Annotated in this window: 21 protein-coding genes and 1 pseudogene; 8 read left to right on the top strand and 14 right to left on the bottom strand. The window is 72.6% G+C overall.

The genetic code is table 11. From position 1 onward, the window contains the following. Nucleotides 1-45: 45 nt before the first annotated feature. The 7 genes from ACTWP5_RS11025 to ACTWP5_RS10995 all read right to left on the bottom strand — a co-directional run bounded on the left by ACTWP5_RS11025 (nt 46) and on the right by ACTWP5_RS10995 (nt 8,667). Complete coding sequence (locus tag ACTWP5_RS11025; RefSeq protein WP_443220656.1) at nt 46-1,641, bottom strand: PQQ-dependent sugar dehydrogenase; 1,596 nt, start codon at nt 1,639-1,641, stop codon at nt 46-48. 261 nt (nt 1,642-1,902) lie between these two features. Then, on the bottom strand, nt 1,903-2,544 hold the full coding sequence (locus ACTWP5_RS11020; RefSeq protein ID WP_443220655.1) for a hemerythrin domain-containing protein: 642 nt from the start codon (nt 2,542-2,544) through the stop codon (nt 1,903-1,905). A gap of 39 nt (nt 2,545-2,583) precedes the next feature. Continuing rightward, nucleotides 2,584-3,240, bottom strand: coding sequence for a DUF6875 domain-containing protein (locus ACTWP5_RS11015; RefSeq protein WP_443220654.1), 657 nt, complete (start codon nt 3,238-3,240; stop codon nt 2,584-2,586). A 4-nt stretch (nt 3,241-3,244) separates the two neighbouring features. Next, nucleotides 3,245-4,426 carry a pyridoxal phosphate-dependent aminotransferase gene (locus ACTWP5_RS11010; protein WP_443220653.1) on the bottom strand — a complete coding sequence of 394 codons (1,182 nt, stop codon included), beginning with the start codon at nt 4,424-4,426 and terminating at the stop codon, nt 3,245-3,247. Between the two features lie 22 nt (nt 4,427-4,448). Then, nucleotides 4,449-6,131 carry an AMP-binding protein gene (locus ACTWP5_RS11005; protein WP_443220652.1) on the bottom strand — a complete coding sequence of 561 codons (1,683 nt, stop codon included), beginning with the start codon at nt 6,129-6,131 and terminating at the stop codon, nt 4,449-4,451. Next, complete coding sequence (locus tag ACTWP5_RS11000) at nt 6,128-7,135, bottom strand: acyl-CoA desaturase (RefSeq protein ID WP_443220651.1); 1,008 nt, start codon at nt 7,133-7,135, stop codon at nt 6,128-6,130. The genes ACTWP5_RS11005 and ACTWP5_RS11000 overlap by 4 nt, the downstream gene beginning before the upstream one ends. 62 nt (nt 7,136-7,197) lie before the next feature. Continuing rightward, nucleotides 7,198-8,667: an MFS transporter gene (locus tag ACTWP5_RS10995; protein ID WP_443220650.1), complete on the bottom strand. Its 1,470-nt coding sequence runs from the start codon at nt 8,665-8,667 to the stop codon at nt 7,198-7,200. A 90-nt stretch (nt 8,668-8,757) separates the two neighbouring features. Here ACTWP5_RS10995 and ACTWP5_RS10990 point away from each other — a divergent pair, with 90 nt between their 5' ends. Further along, on the top strand, nt 8,758-9,390 hold the full coding sequence (locus ACTWP5_RS10990; protein ID WP_443220649.1) for a TetR/AcrR family transcriptional regulator: 633 nt from the start codon (nt 8,758-8,760) through the stop codon (nt 9,388-9,390). A 161-nt stretch (nt 9,391-9,551) separates the two neighbouring features. Here ACTWP5_RS10990 and ACTWP5_RS10985 read toward each other — a convergent pair whose 3' ends face one another. Genes ACTWP5_RS10985 through ACTWP5_RS10965 form a run of 5 tightly spaced genes read right to left on the bottom strand, consistent with a single transcriptional unit; the run spans nt 9,552 to nt 14,019 of the window. Beyond that, nucleotides 9,552-10,520: an SDR family NAD(P)-dependent oxidoreductase gene (locus ACTWP5_RS10985; RefSeq protein WP_443220648.1), complete on the bottom strand. Its 969-nt coding sequence runs from the start codon at nt 10,518-10,520 to the stop codon at nt 9,552-9,554. Nucleotides 10,521-10,547: 27 nt separating this feature from the next. Then, on the bottom strand, nt 10,548-11,549 hold the full coding sequence (locus ACTWP5_RS10980) for an SDR family oxidoreductase (RefSeq protein WP_443220647.1): 1,002 nt from the start codon (nt 11,547-11,549) through the stop codon (nt 10,548-10,550). Next, nucleotides 11,546-12,868, bottom strand: a complete 1,323-nt coding sequence (locus tag ACTWP5_RS10975; RefSeq protein WP_443220646.1) for an FAD-dependent oxidoreductase — start codon at nt 12,866-12,868, stop codon at nt 11,546-11,548. Before ACTWP5_RS10975 ends, ACTWP5_RS10980 begins: the two co-directional genes overlap by 4 nt. 6 nt (nt 12,869-12,874) lie before the next feature. Continuing rightward, complete coding sequence (locus tag ACTWP5_RS10970; RefSeq protein ID WP_443220645.1) at nt 12,875-13,771, bottom strand: class I SAM-dependent methyltransferase; 897 nt, start codon at nt 13,769-13,771, stop codon at nt 12,875-12,877. Beyond that, nucleotides 13,768-14,019, bottom strand: coding sequence for an acyl carrier protein (locus ACTWP5_RS10965; RefSeq protein WP_443220644.1), 252 nt, complete (start codon nt 14,017-14,019; stop codon nt 13,768-13,770). The genes ACTWP5_RS10970 and ACTWP5_RS10965 overlap by 4 nt, the downstream gene beginning before the upstream one ends. Before the next feature lie 206 nt (nt 14,020-14,225). Here ACTWP5_RS10965 and ACTWP5_RS10960 point away from each other — a divergent pair, with 206 nt between their 5' ends. From ACTWP5_RS10960 to ACTWP5_RS10950, 3 genes are all read left to right on the top strand, one after another. After that, nucleotides 14,226-15,956, top strand: a complete 1,731-nt coding sequence (locus ACTWP5_RS10960; protein ID WP_443220643.1) for a thiamine pyrophosphate-binding protein — start codon at nt 14,226-14,228, stop codon at nt 15,954-15,956. Between the two features lie 73 nt (nt 15,957-16,029). After that, a complete protein-coding gene (locus ACTWP5_RS10955; protein WP_443220642.1) occupies nt 16,030-16,692 on the top strand; it encodes an SRPBCC family protein in 663 nt (220 codons plus the stop codon). Beyond that, on the top strand, nt 16,692-17,714 hold the full coding sequence (locus ACTWP5_RS10950; RefSeq protein WP_443220641.1) for a 3-oxoacyl-ACP synthase III family protein: 1,023 nt from the start codon (nt 16,692-16,694) through the stop codon (nt 17,712-17,714). The genes ACTWP5_RS10955 and ACTWP5_RS10950 overlap by 1 nt, the downstream gene beginning before the upstream one ends. A 165-nt stretch (nt 17,715-17,879) precedes the next feature. On the opposite strand, the gene ACTWP5_RS10945 is transcribed toward ACTWP5_RS10950, so the two are convergent. After that, entirely contained in the window at nt 17,880-19,763 is a 1,884-nt protein-coding gene (locus ACTWP5_RS10945; RefSeq protein WP_443220640.1) for a LuxR C-terminal-related transcriptional regulator, read from the bottom strand. Between the two features lie 271 nt (nt 19,764-20,034). Beyond that, nucleotides 20,035-20,196: pseudogene (locus ACTWP5_RS10940) on the bottom strand (AAA family ATPase); the annotation flags it as partial. A gap of 325 nt (nt 20,197-20,521) precedes the next feature. On the opposite strand from ACTWP5_RS10940, the gene ACTWP5_RS10935 reads away from it, so the two are divergent. From ACTWP5_RS10935 to ACTWP5_RS10920, 4 genes are all read left to right on the top strand, one after another. Beyond that, a complete protein-coding gene (locus tag ACTWP5_RS10935) occupies nt 20,522-21,160 on the top strand; it encodes a GNAT family N-acetyltransferase (RefSeq protein ID WP_443220639.1) in 639 nt (212 codons plus the stop codon). A gap of 455 nt (nt 21,161-21,615) precedes the next feature. Further along, nucleotides 21,616-22,221, top strand: a complete 606-nt coding sequence (locus ACTWP5_RS10930) for a cold-shock protein (protein WP_443220638.1) — start codon at nt 21,616-21,618, stop codon at nt 22,219-22,221. A 152-nt stretch (nt 22,222-22,373) separates the two neighbouring features. Beyond that, a complete protein-coding gene (locus ACTWP5_RS10925; RefSeq protein ID WP_443220637.1) occupies nt 22,374-22,880 on the top strand; it encodes a hypothetical protein in 507 nt (168 codons plus the stop codon). After that, nucleotides 22,877-23,182: a transcriptional regulator gene (locus ACTWP5_RS10920; RefSeq protein WP_443220636.1), complete on the top strand. Its 306-nt coding sequence runs from the start codon at nt 22,877-22,879 to the stop codon at nt 23,180-23,182. The genes ACTWP5_RS10925 and ACTWP5_RS10920 overlap by 4 nt, the downstream gene beginning before the upstream one ends. The last annotated feature ends 116 nt before the right edge of the window (nt 23,183-23,298 follow it).

Raw genomic sequence — 23,298 nt, 5'->3', positions numbered from 1 at the left:
TCCGTCGGGTGCGTCGGGCGACGTCACCCGGGAACGGTGCGGCCGTCAGCTGACGGCGCAGGTCTGGCCGTTGAGCGAGATCCGCTGCGGAACGGTCGGCTCGCCGTCGTGGCTGACGAGGTACCCGAGGGTGACGCTGCCGCCGGGCGGGATCACGCTGTTGTAGTTGGAGTTCGACGCGGTGACGATGTCACCGGCCTGGGTCAGGTCCGTCTCCCAGTCGCCGATGATCGTCTGGCCGAGCGGCAGCGGGAACTTCACGTTCCAGCCCTCGACGGCCGTGTCGCCGGTGTTGGTGACGGTGAGGTCCACGGACATGCCGGTGCCCCATGCCTCCACGGTCCGCTCCACCGCGCACGTCGGCTCGACGCGCTCGAACGTCATCCGGTGCAGCCCGCCGGGCAGGTCGTTGACGACGTAGATCTCGCCGTCGGCGGTGGTGCCGAACGCCGTGATCTGGGTGGGCAGCGAGCCGATCTCGGCCTCCAGGTACCCGCCCTGGCCGTCCTCGCGCAGCGCCCAGACACGGGTGGTGCAGTAGTCGGTGACGAGGTAGGTGCCCCCGACCAGGTCGGCGTACTGCTGACCGCGGTAGACCAGGCCACCGGTCACCGAGCAGTTGCCCTCGTAGTGGGAGTAGGTGAAGACCGGCTCGGTGTACTCGACGTCGTTCGAGCACTGGGCCTCGTCGAAGAGGGCGTCGCCCTCGTAGCAGGACCAGCCGAGGTTGACACCGGCCTGCTGGCCGCGCTTGAGGTGGTCGACCTCCTCCCACAGGCCCTGGCCGACGTCGCCGACCCACAGGGAGCCGTCCTCCTGGTCGATGGAGAAGCGCCAGGCGTTGCGGACGCCGTACACCCAGATCTCCTCGCGGGCGCCCTCGACGCCGACGAAGGGGTTGTCCTCGGGTATGCAGTACGGCAGCTCACCGCAGGCGGCGCTCACGTCGACGCGGAGGATCTTGCCGAGGAGGGTGTCCAGGCGCTGGCCGGTGTCGAACGGGTCGCCCGAGCCGCCGCCGTCGCCGATGCTCCAGTACAGGTACCCGTCGGGACCGAAGGCGATCTGGCCGCCGTTGTGGTTGTTGTACTCGGCGTGCTCCTGGGTGATCAGCACCTCCAGGCTCGCGTCGGCGAGGCTGTAGCGCGCCAGGGAGACCGCGCCCTCGGGCTTGGCCGTGAAGGCGAGGTACAGCTCCTGGCTGTCGTTGAAGTCGGGCGGCAGGGCGATGCCGAGCAGGCCGCGCTCGTTGCCCGTCTCGTCGACGTGCTCCCTGATGTCGAGCAGGAAGTCGGCGGCGAGGCCGGTGTCGGGGTGGTAGACGCGGACGGTGCCGCGCTTCTCCGCGACGAACAGCCGGTCGCTCCCGTCGTCGGGCGCGGCGAGGGCGATGGGGCGCCGCAGGCCGAACGCCACCTGGGTGGCGCCGGCGCGGACCTCGGCCAGCGGGACGCTGGCGGTCTGGGCGGTGTCGGCCCGTGTCTCGGTGGTGGTCTCGGTCCGGGCGGTGGTGGTCGTGCTGGGGGTCGTGTCCGGGGAGGCGGTGGCGGTGGCCGCCAGGGGGATCACGAGCGACAGCGACGCGGCCAGCAGGATGGGGCCTGCCCAGCGACGTCTCGTGCGTGTCGACCGTCTCAACATGTTCGGCTCCAGGTGGCGAGGTTGGTCATGTCCTCTGTGACGGATGGTGCGCGGCGAGCCTCGACGTCCCGGCCGGGCTCGGTCGGTCGAATTGGGGCTGGAATCGACCGAGTTGGGCTCGGGATTGTTCAGTCTCGAACGTCTGCCGCGCCTGGCGGGACCGTACCCGGTGCTCCTTCACCGCACACCCGGCTTCCTCCGCCGCCTGGACACACCATCCGGATCGCCACCCGGAGCTGACGCACGACCGTCACATCACGGTCACGCGAGGGCGCCGAACGCGGCCTCCTGCTGGCGGCGGAGCCGGCCGCGCATGAGCCGGGCCACGGGCGGCGCCGGCACGCCGCCGCGCTCGTCCTCCCCGGCGACCGAGGCCAGCCACGGCGGCATGAAGGACAGCGTCCAGCGCGCGGCCGACTTCACCATGCCGCGCTCGAACTGCTTCCACACGGCCGCGTCGAGCGCCGGGGCGAGCCGGCCGGCGAGCTCGCGCTCCTCGTCGGCGGCGTGCTCGCGCAGCAGGTCGTGGGTGGCGCGCGCGGCCTTCTCCAACGCGCCGGCGCCCGCGGCGTCCTCGCCGAGGGCCTCGAGGGACTCGCGCATCTCGTCCAGGCCCCGGTGGAGGTCGGCGTGCTCGCGCTGCATCAGCTCCAGCGCCTCCTCGTCGGCGCCGCGCTCCTTCAGCGCCGGCCAGAGGATGTCGTCCTCGCCCTCGTGGTGGTGGTGGATGATCTCCGCGATGCGCAGGCCGTAGGCCCGAAGCGCCCGGACGCGCTCGGCGTCGGGGCGTTCCGCCAGCTCGGCGGCGGTGCGGGCGATGCGGTCGAGGTCGCGCACCATCGCCCGGTGGGCGAGGATCATCGTCTGGTGTGGCTTGGGCAGGGCACTCGTCGGGGGGGTCACCAGGACTCCTTCACGGAAACGGCGGGTTGGCGGTGGTCGTCACACGAGGCTGCCACCGGCGGCGATCAGCGCGCCTGTGTCGAAGAGACGCACGAAGTACGGGTCGACCTTCGACGGCATGCGGTAGTGCTGACCATAGCTTGAGCGGTACTTCTCGAACCAGACGGGGTTTCCGTGCAGGAACAGGATGTCGTGGAACGCCATGCGGCGGACGGCCATCAGCGGGAACGGTGCCCGGTTGACGGGGAAGAAGGGGTTGCGGCTGGCGGGCGCGGTGCACTCGGGGTGCATCTGACCCAGCATCAGTCCGCGTTCCACCGCGTCGTGCTTGGTGGTGAGGTGGGCCTCGTCGACCAGCGTCCAGTCCTCGCGCGTCATGCCGTCGAAGACGACGATGAGGCTGTCCAGGCCGCCGTTGCGGCTGACCATGGGGCCGGCGTCGAACAGGTCCATGGCGGCGTGGATCCGCTCCACCAGCTCCGTCAGGCCGTCGCCCGGCCGCCAGGGGCTGCGCAGCAGGCGCAGGCTGCCGGCGCGGATCGCGGGCGGGACGAAGGGGCAGACCGGCCCCTCGCGGCCCAACTCGGCGTGCGGGGCGCTGACGTAGGTGTCGAGCCAGTGGGAGAGGGTCCGGTCCTGCTCGGGGGTCAGGGGGAGGAAGCGCCGCTCCTCGTGCGTGATCGGTCTCGTGCTCATGGGGTCATTCCTCGTGTTCGGTGGCGCGCTCGGTGGCGTGGGCCGCGGCGGACGCCGGGGCCACGCCGTCCGCGGGGGTGGGGGCGGCCGGGTGCGCGCCGAGGACCTCGGCCAGCGCGGCGACGCAGCGCTCCACCTGCGGGACGGTGCCGACGGTGATCCGGAGGCTGCCGGGGAGGTCCAGCAGCGTGAGGTCGCGGACGAGCACGCGGTGCTCGGCGGCGAGCCGTTCGGCGACGCGGGCGCTGTCGCCGGGCACGTCGACCATCACGAAGTTGGTGTGGGACGCGGTGGTCGGCACGCCGATCGACTCCAGCCCCTTGACCAGGAGTTCCCTGGCCCGCGCCGTCTCCGTGCGCACCCGGTCGAGGTGGTCGGGCCGGGCGACGGCGGCGAGGACGGCGCGCAGCGCCGGGCGGCTCGCGCGGAACGGCAGGGCGCGGGCGGTGCGTTCGACGCGGGCGACCAGCTCGGCCGGGCCGATGAGGCAGCCGATGCGGACGGAGGCCAGGCCCCACGCCTTGGAGAAGGTGCGCATCACCAGGGCGGGCGCGCCGTCGCGCACGGCGGCCAGCGCGTGCTCGTGCTCGGGTCCGGCGAAGTCGAGGTAGGCCTCGTCGAAGACGAGCACGCCGCGGGCGCTTCGCGCGGCGTCCAGCAGCAGCCGCGTCTCGGCCTCCCGCAGCAGGGCGCCGGTGGGGTTGAGGGGGTTGCAGACGAACGCCAGGTCGGTGCCGTCGGCCAGCGCCTCGGCGATCGCGGCGGCCGGCACCCGCCTCTCGCGCAGCGGGAGGCCCCGGACGGCCGCGCCGACGGAGGCGGCGGAGGCGGCGTAGCCGGGGAAGGTGGTGGTGGTGAGGGTGACCTCGGCGCCGGGCTCGCGCAGGAAGGTGAGGGAGGTCAGCAGGACCAGCTCGTCGGTGCCGTTGCTGACCAGCACCATCTCGGGCCGGACGCCGAAGTGGCGGGCCAGGGCCTCCCGGACGTGGCGGTGCTCGCTGTCGGGATAGTGCGACAGGTGGCCGCTGGCCTCGTCGTGGACGGCGTCGAGGGCGCCCGGCGGCGGCCCGTACGGGCTCTCGTTGAGGTGGAGCCGCAGGTGGTCCGCCTCGTCCCCGGGGGCGGCGGTCCGGAAGAACGAGGCGGGCGGGCCCGTCTGCGGTGCGGTCTCCAGGTCGGTGCTCATGTGTTCCCTCCGGGGTGGTCGGTCAGCCGAGCCGGACGCTGGCGATCGTCTTCAGGCGGTCCTCGGACAGCAGGGCGCGGCAGCGGTTGCGCTGGACCTTGCCGCTCGGGGTCCTGGGGACCGCGCCGTGTTCGAGGAAGCGGCACTCCGTCACCGCGACGCCCGCCTTGCCGCGGGTCAGGGCGGCGGCCTCGTCGGCGACGGCCCGCCAGTCGAGGGTCCGGCGGCGCGGCTCCATCAGCAGCACCAGCTCGGACCTGCCGGGGGTGGCGAGGTCGACGAGGACGGAGCAGCCGCGGCGCAGGGCGCTGAGGCCGTCGAGCGCGGACTCGATCTCGCTGGTGTAGATCTTCCGGCCGCCGACGGAGATCAGGTCGTCGGCGCGGCCGGCGATGTACAGCTCGCCCTCGTGGAGGAAGCCGAGGTCGCCGGTGCGCAGCCGGCCGTCGTGGAAGCGTTCGGCCGTGCGCTGCGGGTCGCGGTAGTAGCACTCGGCGAGGCTGGGCGAGGAGATGTGGATCTCCGGCATGCCGTCGTCGCCGTCGGGGAGTTCCGTCGTGACCTCGACGCCGGGCAGCGCGGGGCCGTTGGAGACCAGCGGGACGGCGCGGGGCGCGTCCGGCTCCACCTCGACGACCGTGCCGTGGAGCAGGGCGTCGCTGTCGAAGGTCCGCATGCGGGGGCGTTCGTCCCACGGCGTGGCGGTGATGGCGAGGGTCGCCTCCGCCATGCCGTAGGCGGGCATGAGGGCCTCGGGGCGCAGCCCGGAGGGGGCGAAGCGCTCGGTGGCCTGGACGATGGTCTCCCAGTCGACGCGTTCCGCGCCGAGGACGAGGTTGCGCAGCGCCAGGGGTTTCGGCAGCGGGTTGGTGCGGCTCTGGCCGCGGGCGGCGAGGTGGAGGGCGGTGGAGGTGCCGGCGGTCATCGTCGCCTGGAACTCCGCCATGTCGCGGAACCAGGAGCGCGGCGCCATCGCGAAGCGCTCGGGCGTGGACAGGACGAGGTCGAAGTCCCAGGCCCAGGACATCACCAGGCAGCCGAAGACGCCCATGTCGTGGGAGAGCGGCAGCCAGCAGGAGATGGTGTCCTTGCCGACCTCGCAGCCGCACATGTCGAGCATCATGCCGAGGTGCTGCGCGATGGCCCGGGGGGTGAGGGCGCAGCCCTTGGGAACGCTGGTGCTGCCGGAGGAGTACTGGACGAACGCGATGTCGTCCATGCCGGGCGGGCTCGGCTCGACGCGGCCGTCGCCGGGCAGCGAGGCCCAGGTCAGCACCGGCAGCCGGGCGGCGACCTCGGGCGGCACCATCGGCAGCAGCTGGTCGTCCAGCAGCAGCACCTCGGGGTCGAGCCGGTCGAGGAGGACGTCGAGCTGGCGGCCGTACTCCTCGGGTGTGACGCCGCGTGAGGGCAGCGGCAGGGACGCGAAGGTGCCGCCGGCGATCCAGACGGCGAGCAGCCCGCGCACGGCGTGCGGGGTGTTGTCGAGGACGGCCGCGACGCGTGCGCCGGGGCGGACCCCGGCCGCGCGGAGGGTGGCGGCCATGCCGTGCGCCTCCGCCGCGACCTGGGTCCAGTTGGTCCGCGTGTAGCGGTCCCCCTCCCAGGCGTGGAGCGAGCCGTTGCGGGAGCCGCCGAGCAGCGCCTCCCACAGCCCGGGGTGCGCGGGCGCGGGTGACGCCGGGGAGGGGGTCGCCGCGGTCACTCGACGTCCACCAGGGAGGGCGCGGCGTCGCCCGAACGGTTGGCCAGCGGCGGCAGCTCCTGCTGGCTGGCGAGGAGCTTCTGGCGGTCGGCGCCGGCGGACTCGACGCGGCTGACGCCGGCCTCGCGCATCTCCAGGCGCTCGGTGTCGATGCGGATGACCTTCCAGGCCAGGCGGGTCTTCTCCAGACTCCAGATGAAGATCGCGGACAGGTCGACCTCGTACCACTTCATGCCGTGGCGGGCGGAGCGGGGGAAGGCGTGGTGGTTGTTGTGCCAGGCCTCGCCGAAGGAGGGCAGCGCCAGCCAGAAGACGTTCCTGGACTCGTCGGTGGTGGTGAAGCGGCGGCGGCCGAAGTAGTGGCCGACGGAGTTCACGGCGTAGGTCATGTGGTTGACCAGGAAGATGCGGACCAGGCCGCCCCAGAGCATGCCGGTCAGGAACGCGGCGGGCTCGAAGCCGCTGATGACGAAGCCCAGCACGCCGGGCAGCACGATGCCTGCCGCGACGACGAGGATGAACTTCTCGCTGAGCCAGCGCATCGACTTCTCGCGCACCAGGTCGGGGCAGTACCGCATCGGGTCGGAGGTGAGCTTGCCGTTGAACAGCCAGCCGAGGTGGGCGTGCCACAGGCCGGCCATCAGGCCCTTGAAGCCGGGCTCGAAGTCCAGGTGCGGGCTGTGCGGGTCGCCCTCCTTGTCGGCGACGCGGTGGTGGCGGCGGTGGTGGGCGGCCCAGATGATCGGCGGGCCCTGGCCGGCCATGACGCCGGCGGTGGTCAGCGCGACCCTGATGGGCTTGGAGGTCTCGAACGCGCGGTGGGCCAGCAGCCGGTGGTAGCCGGCGGAGATGCCGAGGCCGGCGACGGCGTACATGAACACCAGGACGATGAGGTCGCTGACGCCGAAGACGCTGTTCCACAGCAGGACCATGCCGGCGAAGACCCCGATGAGGGGTATCACGGAGGCCGCCAGGATGAACCAGCGGTGTTCTCTTCCGTCCATCGGTTGTGCCCTCTCTCTGTTCTGTCGTTGTCTTCTGTGATCTGTCGTGCGTCGGGGGGTTCCTAGACGCCCTGGGTCGTTTCGGGGTCGAACTCCGTCCGCAGGGACGGCAGACCCAGCGCGATCACGGCGGCGACCGCGGTCAGCACGGTCCCGGCGAGGAACGCCTCCTGGTAGGAGGACAGGAGCGCGTCGGGCCCCGTGGTGCCCGAGGCCAGCTCGTCGGTGAGCCGGCTGCTGGCGAGCGTGGCGAGCACGGCGACGCCGATGGCGCCGCCGACCTGCTGGCCGGAGTTGAGGATGCCGGAGGCGGCGCCGGTGTCGGCGCGGTCGACGCCGTGGACGGCGGCGACCACCAGCGGCACGAGCGCCAGGCCGTACCCGGCGGCGCACAGCAGCAGCGTGGGCAGCACGTCGCCGGCGTAGCCGCCGCCGACCTCGGTGCCGAGCAGCAGGGCCTGGCCGACGGTGGCCAGGGTCAGGCCGAGGAAGCACAGCACGCGGCTTCCCAGGCGCGGCAGCAGCTGGATGGCGACGCCGGAGAAGACGGCCATGGTGACGCCGAACGGCACCCAGGACAGGCCGGAGCGCATCGGCGACCAGCCCTGCACGAGCTGCATGTACTGGGTGAGGAAGAAGAAGATGCCGTACAGGCCGGAGGCGGCCAGCAGGATCATGATGTTGGCCAGCGCCACGGAGCGGCTGCGGAAGATCGACAGCCGGATCAGCGGCTCGTGGGCGCGGGTCTCCCAGACGACGAACGCGGCCAGCAGCACGGCGGCGACGGCCAGGCCCGCGATGGTGGCCGGCGAGTCCCAGGAGCGGTGCTCGGTGCTGATGACGGTGTGGACCAGGAGCAACAGGCCGCCGGTGATCAGCAGGGCGCCGGGCGCGTCGATGCGGCTGCGGCGCTCGGGGACGTCGCGGTCGGCCATGGCGGGCGACATCGCGAGGGCGAACAGCAGCGCGCCGAGCGGGAGGTTGATGAAGAAGACCCAGCGCCAGCTGATGACGTCGGTGATGAGTCCGCCCAGCAGCACGCCGCTGACGCCGCTGACGCCGGTCAGCCCGCCCCAGATGCCGAGCACCCGGCGGCGTTCGCTCGCCTCGGTGAAGGTGCTGACGAGGATGGACAGCGCCGCGGGTGAGAGGAACGCGGCTCCCAGGCCCTGGATGCCGCGGGCGGTGACGAGGAGCTCGGAGGAGTTCGCGATGCCGCACAGGAAGGAGCCGACGGTGAAGATGCCAAGGCCCGTCAGGAAGACGCGGCGGCGGCCGAAGAGGTCGGCGCAGCGCCCGCCGAGCACCAGGAAGCCGCCGAAGAGCAGCATGTAGGCGTCGACGACCCACGCGAGGGACGCGGCGGCGAAGTCGAGGTCCTCCCGGATGGAGGGCAGGGCCATCGCGACCACGGTGTCGTCGATGATCACGACGAACTGCGCGCCGCACGTGACGGCGAGGACGAGCGCGCCCGCCCGTGCCCGGCGGCTCGCCTCCGGGCTCGATGCGGACTTCGAGGGCGCTTGGGTCATGTCTGCTCCCTGGGGTGCGACTGCCTGACGAGGTGTCTTCTACGGTCGTAGGATTAAATTCTACGAACGTAGGACACTAGGCTTGGCGAAATGTCTCGGTCAACACGTCGCCGTCGCGACCAACCCCCTCCCCGTCTCCGGCTGCTGGACGCGGCCATCTCGCTGGTCGCGCGGGAGGGTCTTCAGCACCTCAGCCACCGCAGGGTGGAGCGGGAGGCGGGCCTCACCCACGGCTCGACCACGTACTACTTCCGCACCCGCGAGGCCATGATCCGGGAGATCATCGACCACCTGGCCGAACGCGACCGGCGGACGATGACCACGGTGCTCGGCAGCGCCCGCCGCCCCGTCGCGGCCGGTGGCGGCGCGGGCGCCGAGCCCGTCCTCGACCAGGCGACGGAGCTGCTGGCCACGGCGCTGGAGGCGTTCCTGACCACCGCGCGGGAGCAGACGGTGGCCCGCTTCGAGCTCTTCCTGCACGCCGCCCGTGAGCCCTCGCTGCGGGAGGAGCTGACCCGCTGGCGCGGCCTGTTCCAGCGCGCCGCCGAGGCGTTCCTGCGGGAGGTGGGCGCGCCGGCCTCCGCGGAGGACGCCGACGCGCTGGTCACCGGGGTGGACGGGGTGTTGCTCGCGGGGGTGTGCCTGCCGGGGCCGCCCTCCCCCGACGGCCTGCGCCGCCAGACCCGCGCCCTGCTGGAACGCTGCCTGCCGCCCGCGCCCTGAGGGCCGTCCGCGGCGGCCCGAGTGGGACGGGGGCAGCGCGGCACCCGGCGCCACGGCCCGGTCCGGCGCGGTCCGCCGGACGGGCCCCTGGGCGACGCGCGGGTGACCGCCCCCGCGCGGGTGCGCGGGGCCGGTCGGTGTCCCAGGAGGGGTCAGCGGACTCACGCCGCGCCGTCCCGCTGCTTCCTCGCGGCCTCGACCACCCGGTTGAGGCGGTCCATGCGGGTGGCCAGCGACAGCGCGCCCTCCAGGCGGAAGGCGGGCGGGCGGCGGCCGTCGACGTCGTCGAAGCCGTAGCTCTCGGCCAGGTCGCCGACGGCCAGGATCTGCCCGGCGCGCTGCGCCACGTCGGGGTCGGCGGCCAGCTCGGCCACGGCGCGCCCCACGTACTCGGGCGAGTGGACCACGGCCGCGGGCCCCGAGCCGAGCGCCGCCCACGCCTCCTCGACCCGCTCGGTGCGGACGAAGCCGGGGTGGAGCGCGAGGGCCGTGACGCCGGTCTTCTTCTTGCGCAGGTCGGCGTTGAAGTTCCGGCTCATGCGGTCCGAGGCGTGCTTGAAGACGTCGTAGGCGGCCTGGCCGAGGTAGATGTCGCCGTCGGTGAAGCCGATGTTGACGATCAGGCCGCTGCGCTGCGGCAGCATCAGGCCCACCAGCAGCCGGGTGACGTCGTACTGGGCGCGCAGCGAGGCGGAGCACAGGTCGTAGCGCCACATCGGCTGCTCCCAGAAGGGAGCGTCGAACCGCACCTCGGCGGAGCGCTCGTAGCCGGCCCACGCGTTGTTGACCAGCAGGTCGAGCCGGCCGTGGTCGGCCCGGACGCGGTCGGCCAGCGCCTGGTTGGCCTCCGGGTCGCCGTGGTCGCAGCGGACGGCGACGCCGGTGCCGCCGCGGGCGGTGACCTCCTCGGCGACGTCGTCGATCGTGCCGGGCAGCCCCTCGGTGCGCGCCCCCGAGCGGGAGCTGCGGCCGGTGACGTAGACCGTGGCGCCGGCCTGGCCGAGCGCCAGCGCGATGCCGCTGCCCACGCCGCGGCTGGCGCCGGTGACGACGGCCACCCTCCCGTCGAGGTTCGGCGGCTTCCAGGGGTCGACGGGGCCCGGGGTGGGGCTGTCGTTGGTTTCGCTCATCGCTTCTTCCTCGGTGTCGGCCACGGCTCAGCCCGCCGCGTACTGGAGCGTGCGCAGGTAGGCGTCGGTGTCGGCGACGTGCGGCACGCCGAACCGCTTGCGCAGCTCGGGCATGGAGGTCGGCAGCACGCCGCCGCTGGCGCGGGTCACCTCGCTGACGTCGCGCAGCACGGCCAGGAAGGACCGGGTCATCGACGGCAGCCCGTCGAGGTCCCGCGCCTGCTCGCTGTCGGGGTGGATCACGGGGACCGGCTTCAGCGTCCTGCCCCTGGTCTGCTCCGTGTGCTTGGCGCACACCCGCAGCGCGTCCTCCATGTCCATGGCCTCCTCCCCGTAGGTCACCCAGAACTCGCCCGCGTCGACGTCCTGTTCGATGGCGCGCAGCACGGCCTTGGAGAGCACGTCCTGCGGCACGATGTCGATGCGGTTGCCCGGGTGCACCGGGATGAACGGGGCGCGGCCCCGGCAGATCCAGTCGGAGAGGACCTGCACGATCTGGCCGCGGGAGGTCCAGCCGGTCTCGGCGTCGCCGATGAGGTTGGTGGGGCGGAAGACGGTGTGGGGCAGGCCCGCGTCCTTCAGCAGCTGCTCGGCCGCCAGCTTGGAGCGGACGTAGGGCGCCGTGATGTTGGTGTCGCTGAACGGGGCGGCGACCACTTCGGGCATCACCGCGGCCACGAACGCCGTGCTCATGTAGTGCACGGTCGCGCCCGCGGCCTCGGCGAACTCGGCGACGCGGCGGGTGCCCTCGATGTTGACGGGCGCGTACCGGTCGGGCGTGAGGCCCCACTCGGTCAGCGCGGCGGAGTGGATCACCACGTCCACCTCGCGGACCAGCTGCTCGTACGCGTCCGCGTCGAGTCCGAAGCGGTCCTGGGTCACGTCGCAGCGCACCACCCGCTCGGCCCGTCCGGGCTCGACCGCGCCGCGCGCGGCGGCGATCAGCCGCACCTGCGCGGGCTCGCGCAGGATCGACTGGCCCACCACGCCCGTGGCGCCCGTCACCAGCACCGTCGGCTGCGCGCTCATGCCCTGGCCTCCTTGAACTCCATCAGCCGGCTCATGCCGCGCACCCCGACGGTCAGCAGCGGCTCGGGCGGGAACGACGGCTGCTTGCGGCCCTCGTCGTCCACGTACAGCAGCCGGGAGTAGTCCGAGTCCTTGCCGAGCACCAGGTCGCGCAGCACCTTGCCGCCGAGATGGGTGGCGGAGATGCCGTTGCCGCAGAAGCCGTAGCCGTAGGCGACGTTGCCCGGCAGGCGCCCGAAGTGGGGGGCGAAGTCGCGGGTGATGTCCACGGTGCCGCCGTAGGCGTAGCGGAACGTCACGTCCTTCCACATCGGGAAGAAGCGCTCGAACTCGCGCAGCAGCTCGCGGTAGACGCGCGGCTCGCTCATGCGGCGCTGGTCGGTGTCCCGGCCGTAGAAGTACAGGGCGGGGCCGCCGGCGAACATCAGGCGGTTGTCGGCGGTGAAGCGGGCGCAGGTCAGGAACGTCTTCGCCTCGACCAGGCCCTCGCGGGCCGGCCACTCGATGCGGCCGAGCTGCTCGTCGGTCAGCGGCTCGCTGATCATCGCGTAGCTCCACACCGGGACGAGCTTGTTCCGGAACGGCGCGAACCGGAACTGGTGCGCGTTGGTGGTGAGCACGACGGTGTCGGCGACGACGCGGCCCTTCGCCGTGGTGACGGTGGGCCTCACGCCGGGCTCCACGCGGAGCGCGGGCGTGCGGTCGTGGATGACGACGCCCTGCTCGCGCACGACCCGGGCCAGGCCGCGCGCCAGCTTGAAGGGGTTGATCAGCCCGCCGTCGGTGCGCAGCGCGCCGATCAGGGCCGGGGAGCCGATCCTGGCCCGCGTCTCCTCGGCCGACATCAGCACGGGACCGGCGCCGCCGGACAGCCGCGACGCGAGGGCGCGGTCCTCCTCCAGCCGGCGCATCTGCGCGGCGGAGGTGGCGGCCAGCAGGTAGCCGTTGGGCTCGTAGTCGGCGTCGACCTTGTTGCGGCGCAGGAAGCGGCCGATCTCCAGGATGGAGCGCCCCACCTCGCGGGAGGCGTCCGCGGTCCTCTGCTCGCCGAAGCGCTCCACCAGGGCCTGGATGTCCTTGCCGATGGTGGGGGTGACGAAGCCGTCGGCGCGGCCCGAGGCGCCGTAGCCGGAGTACTCGGCCTCCACGACGTGGATGTCGAGGGCCGGCTCGGCCTGCTTCAGGAAGTGGGCCGTCCACAGTCCGGCGTAGCCACCGCCGACGATGCAGACGTCGCAGTCCACCGACTCCGTCAGCGGTTCGCCCGGCTCCACCTCCTGTGTGGTGTGCCAGTAGACTTCGTGCTTGAGATCGTCCATTTCCCCTTACCGCACCTTTTCGAGGATGACCCTCGACAAGCCGAGATGGCGATTTTCGAAGTGGGTGACCGAGCTGCTGAGATAACGCTCGTAGTGCGCGACCATCTCCTCACCGACACTTGCGACAGCCTTCTCGCGGTGGGCGCGCAGGCGGTTGTACCACTCCTGCACCGTGCGGCTGTAGTGCTCGGGGTCGTTCCGCATCGCCACGATGTCGAAGCGCTTCTCGCTGCCCTCGACGACCTCCGAGAGCGCGGGTATCTCGGATTCCGGGAAAATGGTCTCGATGATGAACAGCAGATCCTTCACGGTCTGCCGGTCCATCTGCACGTTGTTGCCCTTGATGTTCGTCTGGAGGGCGATCCTGCCGCCGCGCGGCAGCCATCCCGCACACCGCTCGAAGAACTCGCGGTACGCGCCGACGCGCTGGGCGCGGGTCAGGCCCGTGGCGGCGAAGTGCTCGAACGCGCCGATCGAGATGATCGCGTCGTAGCCCTCCTCCGGCTCGTGGTCCTGCCAGCTCTCCAGCCGCACCTCGGTGCGCGGCAGGCCCATCCGCTCCACCCACCGCGCCTGGCGCTCGCTCAGGGTGACGCCGACGGCCTGGCCGACCTCGTGCGTGGTGACCAGGCGCGACAGCAGGCTGCCCCAGCCGCAGCCGACGTCGAGCACGCGGCGGGCGCCGTTCGCGCGGGCGCCCTCGATGAGGAAGTCGAGCTTGCGGACCTGGGCCTCTTCGAGGGTCTCGGCCGGGTCGGACGGGTCCTCCCACAGCGCGCACGTGTACGTCAGCGACTCGTCCAGCCACAGGGCGTAGAAGTCGTCGGAGACGTCGTAGTGGTGCTGGATGGCCTCGGCGGTGGCGCCCACCGCGCCGGCGGTCACGACCTGACCGTCGGTCATGCGTCGACGCCGTCGAGCTTGGTGACCCGGGCCAGCTCGACGAGGTCGCCGACGGTCTTCACGTCGGCCGCCTTCGCGGAGTCGAACTCAATACCCAGCTCGTCCTCGATGGCGTAGACGATGTCGGCGATCTGGAGGCTGGAAAGGCCAACAGACTCGAATTCCGTCTCGGCGTTCAACTCGACTTCCGAGGCCGCACTGCCCAGCTTCTTCGCGATGAGCTCGCAGACCGTGGAAACAGTGATCATCGAGGTACCCTTTCACGTTTACGGTGTCGCCGACACGATACGCAGCACAACCAAGCACACGGCATAGCAAGCCCCTAGCAAGAGTCTGCTAGTCCATGCCCCCTGACTAGCAGATAACTGCTCTGGCAGGCGCCGCCGCCGAGGCGTAGAAAGGACGAACGCCTCACGTTCCCTCAGATGCGGATGCCGGACAGAAGCGGGAAATCATGGGTCACTCATTGCGCGTGGTCGACTACGTCGTCGACTTCCTCTGCCGCCAGGAACTCACCCATGTATTCGGTGTGGGCGGCGCGAATATCGAGGACCTGTACGACGCCGTCCACGCCGCCGGTGGCCCGGTGCGCGCGCTCGTGGCGAAGCACGAGTTCTCCGCGGCGACCATGGCCGACGGCTACTTCCGGGCCTCCGGCCGGCCCGCCGTCGTCGCGGTGACCTCCGGCGCGGGCGCGATGAACCTGGTGCCGGGCCTCGCCGAGCTGCGCGCCTCGGGCGTGCCCGCGCTCGCCCTCGTCGGCCAGCCGCCCGCCGAACTCGACGGCCTCGGCTCCTTCCAGGAGACCTCGGGCCAGGCGGACTCGATGAACGCGGTCCGGCTCTTCGGCGAGATCGGCGTCTACTGCGCCCGGGTCGACGACCCCGCCGCCGTCACCGAGCTGCTGCCCGCCGCCTACGAGGCCGCCCTCGGCGGCGCCATGGGCCCGGCCGTGCTGCTGCTCCCGAAGGACGTGCAGCAGTCGGTCATCCCCGCCTGGCAGCCGCCGCGCCGCGTCGCCCCCCTCCGGCGGGCGCTGGCGCCCGGCGCCGCCCGCCGGGAGGCGGCCGAGGTGCTGGCGGCGGCGCGCGCGGACCGCGGCGTGGCCGTGATGGCGGGCACCGGCGTGGTGCGCTGGCAGGCCCGCGCCGAACTGGAGCGGATCAGCGAGGTCCTCGACGCGAGGGTCACCGTCGCCCCCGACGCCAAGGACGCCTTCGACAACCACCACCCGCGCTTCCTCGGCGTCACCGGGGTGATGGGGCACGAGCCCGCCCAGCGGCGCCTTGAGGAGGCGTCGGCCGTGCTGCTCGCCGGCACCCGGCTGCCGATGCTGTCGGCCGGCCCGATCAAGGAGCACCTGAAGGGCGTGCCGCTGGTCTGCCTCGACAGCCACCCCCCGTTCCTCGGCGCCGACCACCCCGGGCTCATCCATCTCGACGGCCCGCTGCGCGAGGAGTTCGCGGCGCTCACGGACCTCCTCGCGGAGCGCGCACCGGGCGAGGACCGCGCCGCCACCCCGCCCGCGGGGACGGCGTCCCCCGCCGCCGACCGGGCCGACGCTCCCGACACGGACGGCACGAGCGGCACGGACGGCGCGCCGCTGACCACCCGCGAAGCGGTGGACGTCCTCGCCGCCTGCCTCCCCGACGGCGCCGTCGTCGTGTCGGACGCCGGCAACGGCGGCGCCGCCGTCATCCACCACCTGCGCGTCCCCACGGACGGCCGCTTCATCGTCGCCCAGGGCATGGGCGGCATGGGCCACAGCTTCGGCGCCGGCATCGGCGCCCACCTCGCGACCGGCGCGCCGACGTACGTGGTCGCGGGCGACGGCGCGTTCCTGATGCACGGCATGGAGATCCACACGGCCGCCGAACTCGGCCTGCCGATCACCTTCCTGATCATCAACAACAACGCCCACGCCATGTGCCACACCCGGGAGCAGGTGTTCTTCTCCGGGGACTACACCTACAACCTCTTCGGCCCGGCGCACATCGCCGCGGGCGTCGGCGCGATGTTCCCCGGCGTCGACGCGGTCCACGCCCGCGACGCCCACGAGCTCCACCGAGCCCTGACCGACCGCCCCGCGGACCCGGCCAGGCCCCTGCTGGTCAGCATCGACGTCGACCCGCACGAGGAACCGCCCTTCGGGCCGCTTCGGCGGCCCCGGACGGTCTCCGCCTGAGGGCGTGGCGTCGACCGACGCCACGCGACACCACACCAACCGGATCACCCGTATCCCCAAGAGAGGGCACACCGTGAGCAACTACACCCCGCCGCCCGCCATCCCGGACTTCATCAAGGACGTCCCGGGACTGCTCCGCTGGGAGACCACCAGCCGCGAGGAGGCCGTGGTGCAGGCGAGCGCGTTCACCAAGGACACGTTCACCTACGACGAGGTCTACGGCCGCTTCTGCACGATCGAGGAGTACATCGACGCGCCGCCGGAGGTCGTCTTCGACTACCTCAACGACATGCGCAACCTCAACGAGTACACCTACAGCACCCGTGACTTCGCGCCGGTGGAGGGCAAGCCGGGCCTGTTCGTGGGCAAGGACACGCTCCCGGACGACAACACCAAGATCTACATGCGCTTCGAGCCCAACCGCGAGGCGCTGACGATCGACATGCACTGCGCCTGGGACCAGGGCGACGAGCTGTGGATGATCTACCTCTACCGCATCGTCGACGCCCAGCGGGTGCTGAAGAAGCCGGGCTCGGTCGTGCTGTGGACCAACTGCCGCCACCCGTACTACGACAAGAACCCCTACCCGGAGACGGTCCCCAACCCGGAGCGCCCGTGGGTCGGCGACTTCTGGAACCTCTTCTACGCCGGTCACGCGATCGAGATGCAGAACCTGAAGAAGATCCTGGAGTTCCACTACGGCCACGGCGCGAACCAGGCAGGGGCCGACAGCTAATGAAGACGGTCAGCCTGCTGGAGGTGGCGTCGTACCTGCCGCCCAACAAGGTCCCGACGCAGTATTTCCTGGACATCCAGGACACCAGCGGTGAGCTGGCTGGCCACGACATGTTCAAGGCACCCACCTTCCGGCACCACGTGGGGCCGGAGGAGTCCGCCGCGGACATGATCGAGAAGGCGGGCCTCGCGCTGCTGGACCGCATCGGTCCCGACGAGGCCCGCACCATCGATCTGGTCATCACCTACTCCTCCCTGCCCGACCTGCCGTTCGCCGGCGCGGGCGCCGAGATCAGCCACCGCCTCGGGCTGAAGCCCGAGTGGGTGATCGACACGCACAACTGCGGCTGCGCCGCGTTCCTCCAGATGCTGCGGCTGGCCCGCGCCCTCATCGGCAGTGGGCAGGCCCGCTCGGCGCTCCTGTGCGTCGCGCAGAACGTCGCCGGAACGGTGATGAACCAGCCGGAGATACGCAAGCTGCCCGAGGCGGTCGTGCCGGGCGACGCGTGCGCGGTGGCGTACGTCGCGGCCTCCGAGGAGTCGCCGATCCTCGACGTCGAGGTGCGCAACCTCGGGGAGTACGCCAAGGACTGTGGCCTCAGCATCAGCGACGGCCGCAGGTACTGGGAGCCGGGCGAGGGGCAGATGCACCCGGGCTTCACCCCGGGCAAGGTCGCCGAGATCGTCGAACGGGGCAACCGGCTGGTGCCGGAGGTCGTGCGCGCCGTCTGCGACCGGATGGAGATCACGCCCGCCGACCTCGACGTGCTGATCACCAACCAGCCCAACCGCATCTTCCTCCAGAAGTGGAAGGAACAGCTGGAGATCAAGCCGGAACGGCACCTGGACACCTACGACCGGTTCGGGAACCTGTTCGGCGCGGGGGTGCCCGTCACCCTCGACCACGGGGTGCGGGAGGGCCGCATCCACGACGGCAGCCTGCTGATGCTCGCGGGCTTCGCCCACGCCGGTGACTTCGCCGGCGCGGCGGCGGTCCGCTGGCGCACGGGCACGGCGGCCTGACCCGACGCGGCACGGACGGGTCCACCGACCTCTCGGGGTCGGTGGACCCGGACCCGTGCGCGCACGCCGGGGCCACGGCCGCGCGACGTGGCCGCCGCTCGCGGTCCCGCCTCGGGAACCGCCCGGTCCGCCCGGTCCGCCCGGTCCGCGCCCGGTGGCGCGGTGTCACTCCTCGTTGTGCCGCAGGACGCGGGCCACGTGGATCCGGGAGGGACAGCGCAGCTTGCGCATCACCTGGCGGAGATGGTTGACCACCGTCCACTCGGATATCTCCAGCCGGCGCGCTATCTGCCGGTTCGTCAGCCCCTCGGCCACCAGGAGCGCGACCTCGCGCTGACGGGGCGTCAGCAGGGAGGTCAGGACCTCCCAGCCCGGCGCGGCCCGCGAGACCCGGTCCGCCCGCTGAGCCGGGGCGGGCGCGGGCGGCGGACCCAGCGGTCGAGAGGTGAGCTCCTGGCCCGCCACCTGCTCCGCGCCGACGAGCAGCGCCCGCCGCACCACCGGCCCCGGCACGGGTGCCGCGTCCGGCTCGGTGCGCAGCGTCTCGGCCGCCGCGAGCAGCCAGGAGCCGAGCGCCGTCAACGTCGCCGCCTGGGAGGACGGGTCGCCGGCCGGGTGACGGTGCACCCCGTTCACGCCGTTCGTCCCCGCCCTTCCGTTCGCGCCGGGCGAGCCGCTCACGCCGTTCGTCCCGCTCATGCCGTTCACGCCGCTCGTGCCGTTCACGCCGTTCGTGACGGGTGAGCCGGGCGGGGCGCCGGGGCCGGCCGGCCGGCCCGTCGCCGCCCGCCCGTCGTCCGGGTGGGCCGCCCCGGCGGGGCCGGCGGTCCCGTCCGGCTCGCCGTGCTCCGGACGGCGCCGCCGCTCCACGGCCGACGCCTCCCCCGCCCGCCGCCTCGCCTGGCGCAGCAGCGCCGCGATCCGTCGCCGCGTGGTCTCGCCGCGCCAGCGGGTGTGTCCGCCGGCGCGGACGAGGGCCGTCCACGCCCGAGTGAACTCGCCGCGCTCGACGGCCCACTCGGCGATGACGAGCATCGCCTCGCCCACCAAGGGCCGGGCCTCCTCGCCGTGGCACGCCTCGGCCTCGTGGATGGTCTCCTCCAGCTGCGCGACGTACTCGGGCGCCACCTCGGTGCCGAGCAGGGACTCCCCGAGGGCGAGCAGCAGGTGGAGCGCGTCCCCGGGCCGTTCGCCCATCCGCAGGTGGCAGACGGCCGAGCGCAGGTCCGGCAGCCGGTCGCGCACCGCCGCGAGCCATCGCGCGCGCACCTCCTCCGCCACGCGGCCCGCGCCCTGGTCCGCCTCGTGACCCCGGTGCGCGTCCGGCTCCGCGTCGGCGTCCGGCTCGGCCGCCGTGGCCGCGCCGGGTCCGCCCGGCCAGCGCAGCGCCTGCTGCGCCTCCCTGGCGAAGGCCAGGCACGCTCCGGCGTGCCGTTCCCTCGCCGTGGCCAGCGCCCAGGCGTCGTGCTCCAGCATCCGCCGGTAGTGCCAGCGCACCAGGTGCGGCACCCGGAAGGCGAAGCCCCCGGTGTTCCCGTCGCCGACGCTGATCACGAGGCTCTTGTGGACGAGGGCGCGCAGCGCGTCGACCACCTCGTCGCGGGGCAGCCCGGTCACGTGCCGCGCCGCCGCCACGTCGATCACCGAGTCGAAGACCGCGAGCTTCCGCAGGAGTTCGGTGTCCTGCGGCGAGAGCGCGGCCTCACCCCAGGCCAGCACGTGCCCGACGGAGCGGTGCCGCTCGGGCACGTCCCGCAGCCGCCTGCGCTGCTGGTACTCGCCGCGCCGCAGCCGCGCCAGCAGGTCGGTGAGGGTCAACGAGCCGACGGCCTCGGCCGCGAGCTCGATCGCCAGCGGGATGCCGTCGACGGCCTCGCAGATCTGCGCGACCAGCCGGCGGCCGGCGTTCCCCGTCACGTCGTGGCGGTAGTACGGGCTGACCCGCTCGGTGAACAGCCGCGCCGCGTCCCCCTGCGGGCCCAGCGATAAGGGACCGACGGGCACGAGGTACTCGGCGTAGACGTCGAGCGGGACCCGCGTGGTGCACACCACGGACACCGGACGGCCGGCGTCCAGCAGCTCCGTGACGCCGCGCGCCCAGCAGCTCCGTGACGCCGCGCGCCACGCCCGCGATGACGCGGTCGCAGTTGTCCACCAGGACGACGAGGTGGCGGTGGTGATGGTCCGTCGGCGCGTCACCGCCGCCGGCGCCGGCCGGCAGCAGGGCGCGCAGCCGCGCCGCCGCCACGTCGTCGTCCCAGACCTCGCTGACGTTCAACGCGGCGACGCCGGCTCCCGTCAGGCCGGCGGTCATCGCGACCGCGGCCCGCGCCAGCGCGCTCTTCCCGATCCCGGCGGGACCGGTCAACGTCACGAGTCCGGGGCGGGTCAGCAATCCACGGAGCAGCGTCAGCTCACGCTCCCGGCCGACGAGTCGGGAACTGGGTGGAAGTTGAAGAAGAAATGAACTCGGACGTTCCATCGGAATGTCCGACATGGCGTCCGTCTCGGCGGGTGGGAACTGCCGAGACGAGACAGCAGGTAGCACGATCTAGCACCCCCGTACGATGGTCTACCCTGGTCGAGCACACCCTGCATGCATCATGAACACCAGTCAAGGTATCTAGTGACATAATTAACATGCCACATACATACCGTGACACTTTCCGCAAATACGGGGCGCGCCGCGACGACGGTCGTCGTGGCCCCGAGGATATTCGTTCGACGGCGTGACCTCCGGGGCGCAGGCTTGACCGGGACGAACGAGGCACTCACGGCGGGTGCGGACGATGCGGAGGGTCGGCGCGATGGGAATCCTTGACGGCGGTCAGGTGCTGGAGGGCGCACGGGTGCGTCTGGAGCCGTTGGAGCGCCGCCACGCGCACGGGCTGGGGAGGGCGGCGGAGGAGAACCGCCAGTCGTACGCCTACGCCCGGGTCCCCACGGCCGACGAGGCGGAGCGCTATGTCGACACCCAGCTCGAACGCGTCGCGGCGGGCCTCGTCCTCGTCCCCTACGCCCAGGTCGACCGCGCCACGGGCCGCGTGGTGGGCGCCACCTCCTACTGCACGCCCCGGCGCTGGCCCGGCGAGGACCGGCTCTTCGCCGTGGAGGTCGGCCACACCTGGCTCGCGGCCTCGGCCCAGGGCACGGGCCTGAACGCCGAGGCCAAGCTGCTGCTCTTCCGCCACGCCTTCGAGACGTGGGACGTGGGCCGCGTCGACCTGAAGACGGACGCGCGCAACGAGCGCTCGCGCGCGGCGATCCAGGCGGTGGGCGCGCGCTTCGAGGGGGTGCTGCGTCGCTCGCAGCCCTCCTCGGCGCCGGGCGAGGAGGGCAGGCTGCGGGACTCCGCGATGTTCTCCATCACGGCGGACGAGTGGCCGGCGTGCCGGCGGAGGCTGGAGGAGCGCGTGGCGCGGTATGCCGGCACGGCGGCGACGTAGGCGCATTCACTCCGCGAGCGCGCCGCCGGCGCGCGTCGGGGGCGAATCGGGGGTGAATCAAAGGCCAATCGGACGCGCATTGGACGCGAATCGGGGCGCGTGACGGAATCGCGACGGACGACGGATCGCTCTTCGCGGGGAGTGCTCGCGGTAAGCGCCCTCCAAACGGGATGACTTGTCGACAAAACTCGAATGCGAGAAGTCGACTTGCGTGGGGAGAACGCCGCGCGGCGGGAGATCGCGTGGCCGGATCGTGGGGCGGCCCGCCGACGCCGGCACGGCCGCGCGACGACACCCGGCTCCGCCACCCCCTCGCCGCGGAGCCGGTGAGGGGAGAGGTAGGGGTTGTTGCGCCCCGGCGCCCGTGACTAGGCTCGTGGGCGCATCTGCGGGTTGTTGTTCTTGCTCTGGCTTTGGGCTTTTTGGCCGGTTGAGTTGGGGAGAGGTCAGGAGAAATGCCACAGGGAACGGTGGTTCGGTTCGACGAGGTCAAGGGATACGGGTTCATCGCCCCGGACGACGGCGGTGAGGACGTGTTCGTCCACGCGAACGAGCTGGTGGACCGCGCGACGTCGATCGCCTGCGGGAACCGGGTGGAGTTCGGGGTACTCGACGGGGGACGCGGATTGAAGGCCTACGAGGTGCGCCTGCTCGACGGCGGGGTGTCGGAGGTGCCGGCGAAGCCGGTGGCCGGTGGACCGCTGCCGAGCGGTGCCCTGGCGCCGAAGCCGGCGACCGCCGCCGCGGCCGCCCCGGCCGCCCCGGCCGCCCCGGTGCCCGCCGCGAACGGCTCGGCGAACGGCTCGTCACCGGCGTCCGCGCCCACGGCGGCGCCCGCCGTGGCACCCACGGTGGCGGCGCCCACGGCCGCCCCCGCCGAGAGGGCCGCCAGCTCCCAGCCGGAGGGCGAGGAGACCTGCGAGGTCTTCCCCCAGGCGGAGTTCACGCGGCTGGCCACCGAGCTGCTGCTGAGCGCCGGGCCCGAGCTGACGGCCCGGCAGGTGCTGGAGCTGCGGGAGGCTCTGGTGCGCTTCGCCGCCGACCACGGGTGGGTCGAGTAGGCGTCGAGCACCTCCACGGACGCACGCGCACGTCACGGACGTGCGGCGGGGCGTCGGCGGCCGGGTAGACGGGCCGCCGACGCCCCGCTTCTTTTTCCATAACGGCAACCGACGTCTTGCCGACTCGGAAACACGCGGCTACTCTTTCCGTCATGGAAACCGAAGATGCCTCCGCGAGGCCCACCCCCGAGCAGGCCCGCGCCGCGCTCGACGAGGCCGAGCGGGCCGCGGCCACCGCCGCCGCGCTCTCCGCCACCCCCTGGCAGCGCTGGTTCCTCGTCACGCTCACGCTCTTCATCGCCGCCCTGCCACCGGTCTACGGCGGCATGGTCGCCAGCCCCGAGTGGCTGATGCCCAACGTCGCCTGGACCGTCCTCATGCTCGTGATGCTCGTGGCGTACGTCGCAGCGTTCCGGGTCGCCGCCGTCCGCTGGCAGGAGAGGACCGGCGTGGCGCTGCGGTTCGACGTGCTGGGCAGGCGCCTGACCGTGCCGCTGCTCGTCGGGCTGCCCCTCCTGCTGCTGGGCTCGCCCCTGCTGTTCCGCGTCACGGACGAGCCGCTGTGGCTGCTGGCCGGCTCCGTCCTGGGGGCCGGGGTGTCGGTCGGCTTCCACCTGGTCTTCGTCCACAAGCACCGGACGGCGGCACCGGCCACGTGAGCCCCGCCGCCGACGAGCCGACCGACGGGTTCAACGCCACCATCCACGCCCCGAACCGACTGCGGGTCTGCGCGCTGCTCGCCACCGCGGCCGAGGCCGAGTTCGCGGCCGTCCAACGCGAACTCGGCGTCTCCCCCTCCGTCCTCAGCAAGCACGTCACGGTGCTGATGGAGGCGGGCTACGTCGAGCAGCGCCGGGCCGTGCGCGACACCCGCCAACGCGTCTGGCTCCGCCTGACCGAGCAGGGCCGCACGGCCTACCAGGCCCACCTCGCGGCGCTGCGCGCCATCGTCGGCCCCTGACAGCCCGCGCGCGGTACGCCTCCCGAGCCGGGGCCAGGCCCCGCCGCGCCCACGAACGCGTGCGGTGACGACGCGCTGGCGCACCGGCCATCCGCCCACGACGAAGGCCCCACGGC

It is taken from the genome of Streptomyces sp. 4N509B (genome assembly GCF_052245655.1).
GTDB lineage: Bacteria > Actinomycetota > Actinomycetes > Streptomycetales > Streptomycetaceae > Streptomyces.
The sequence above is the reverse complement of the archived record's forward strand: the minus strand, read 5'-3'. Positions and strand labels throughout refer to the sequence as shown.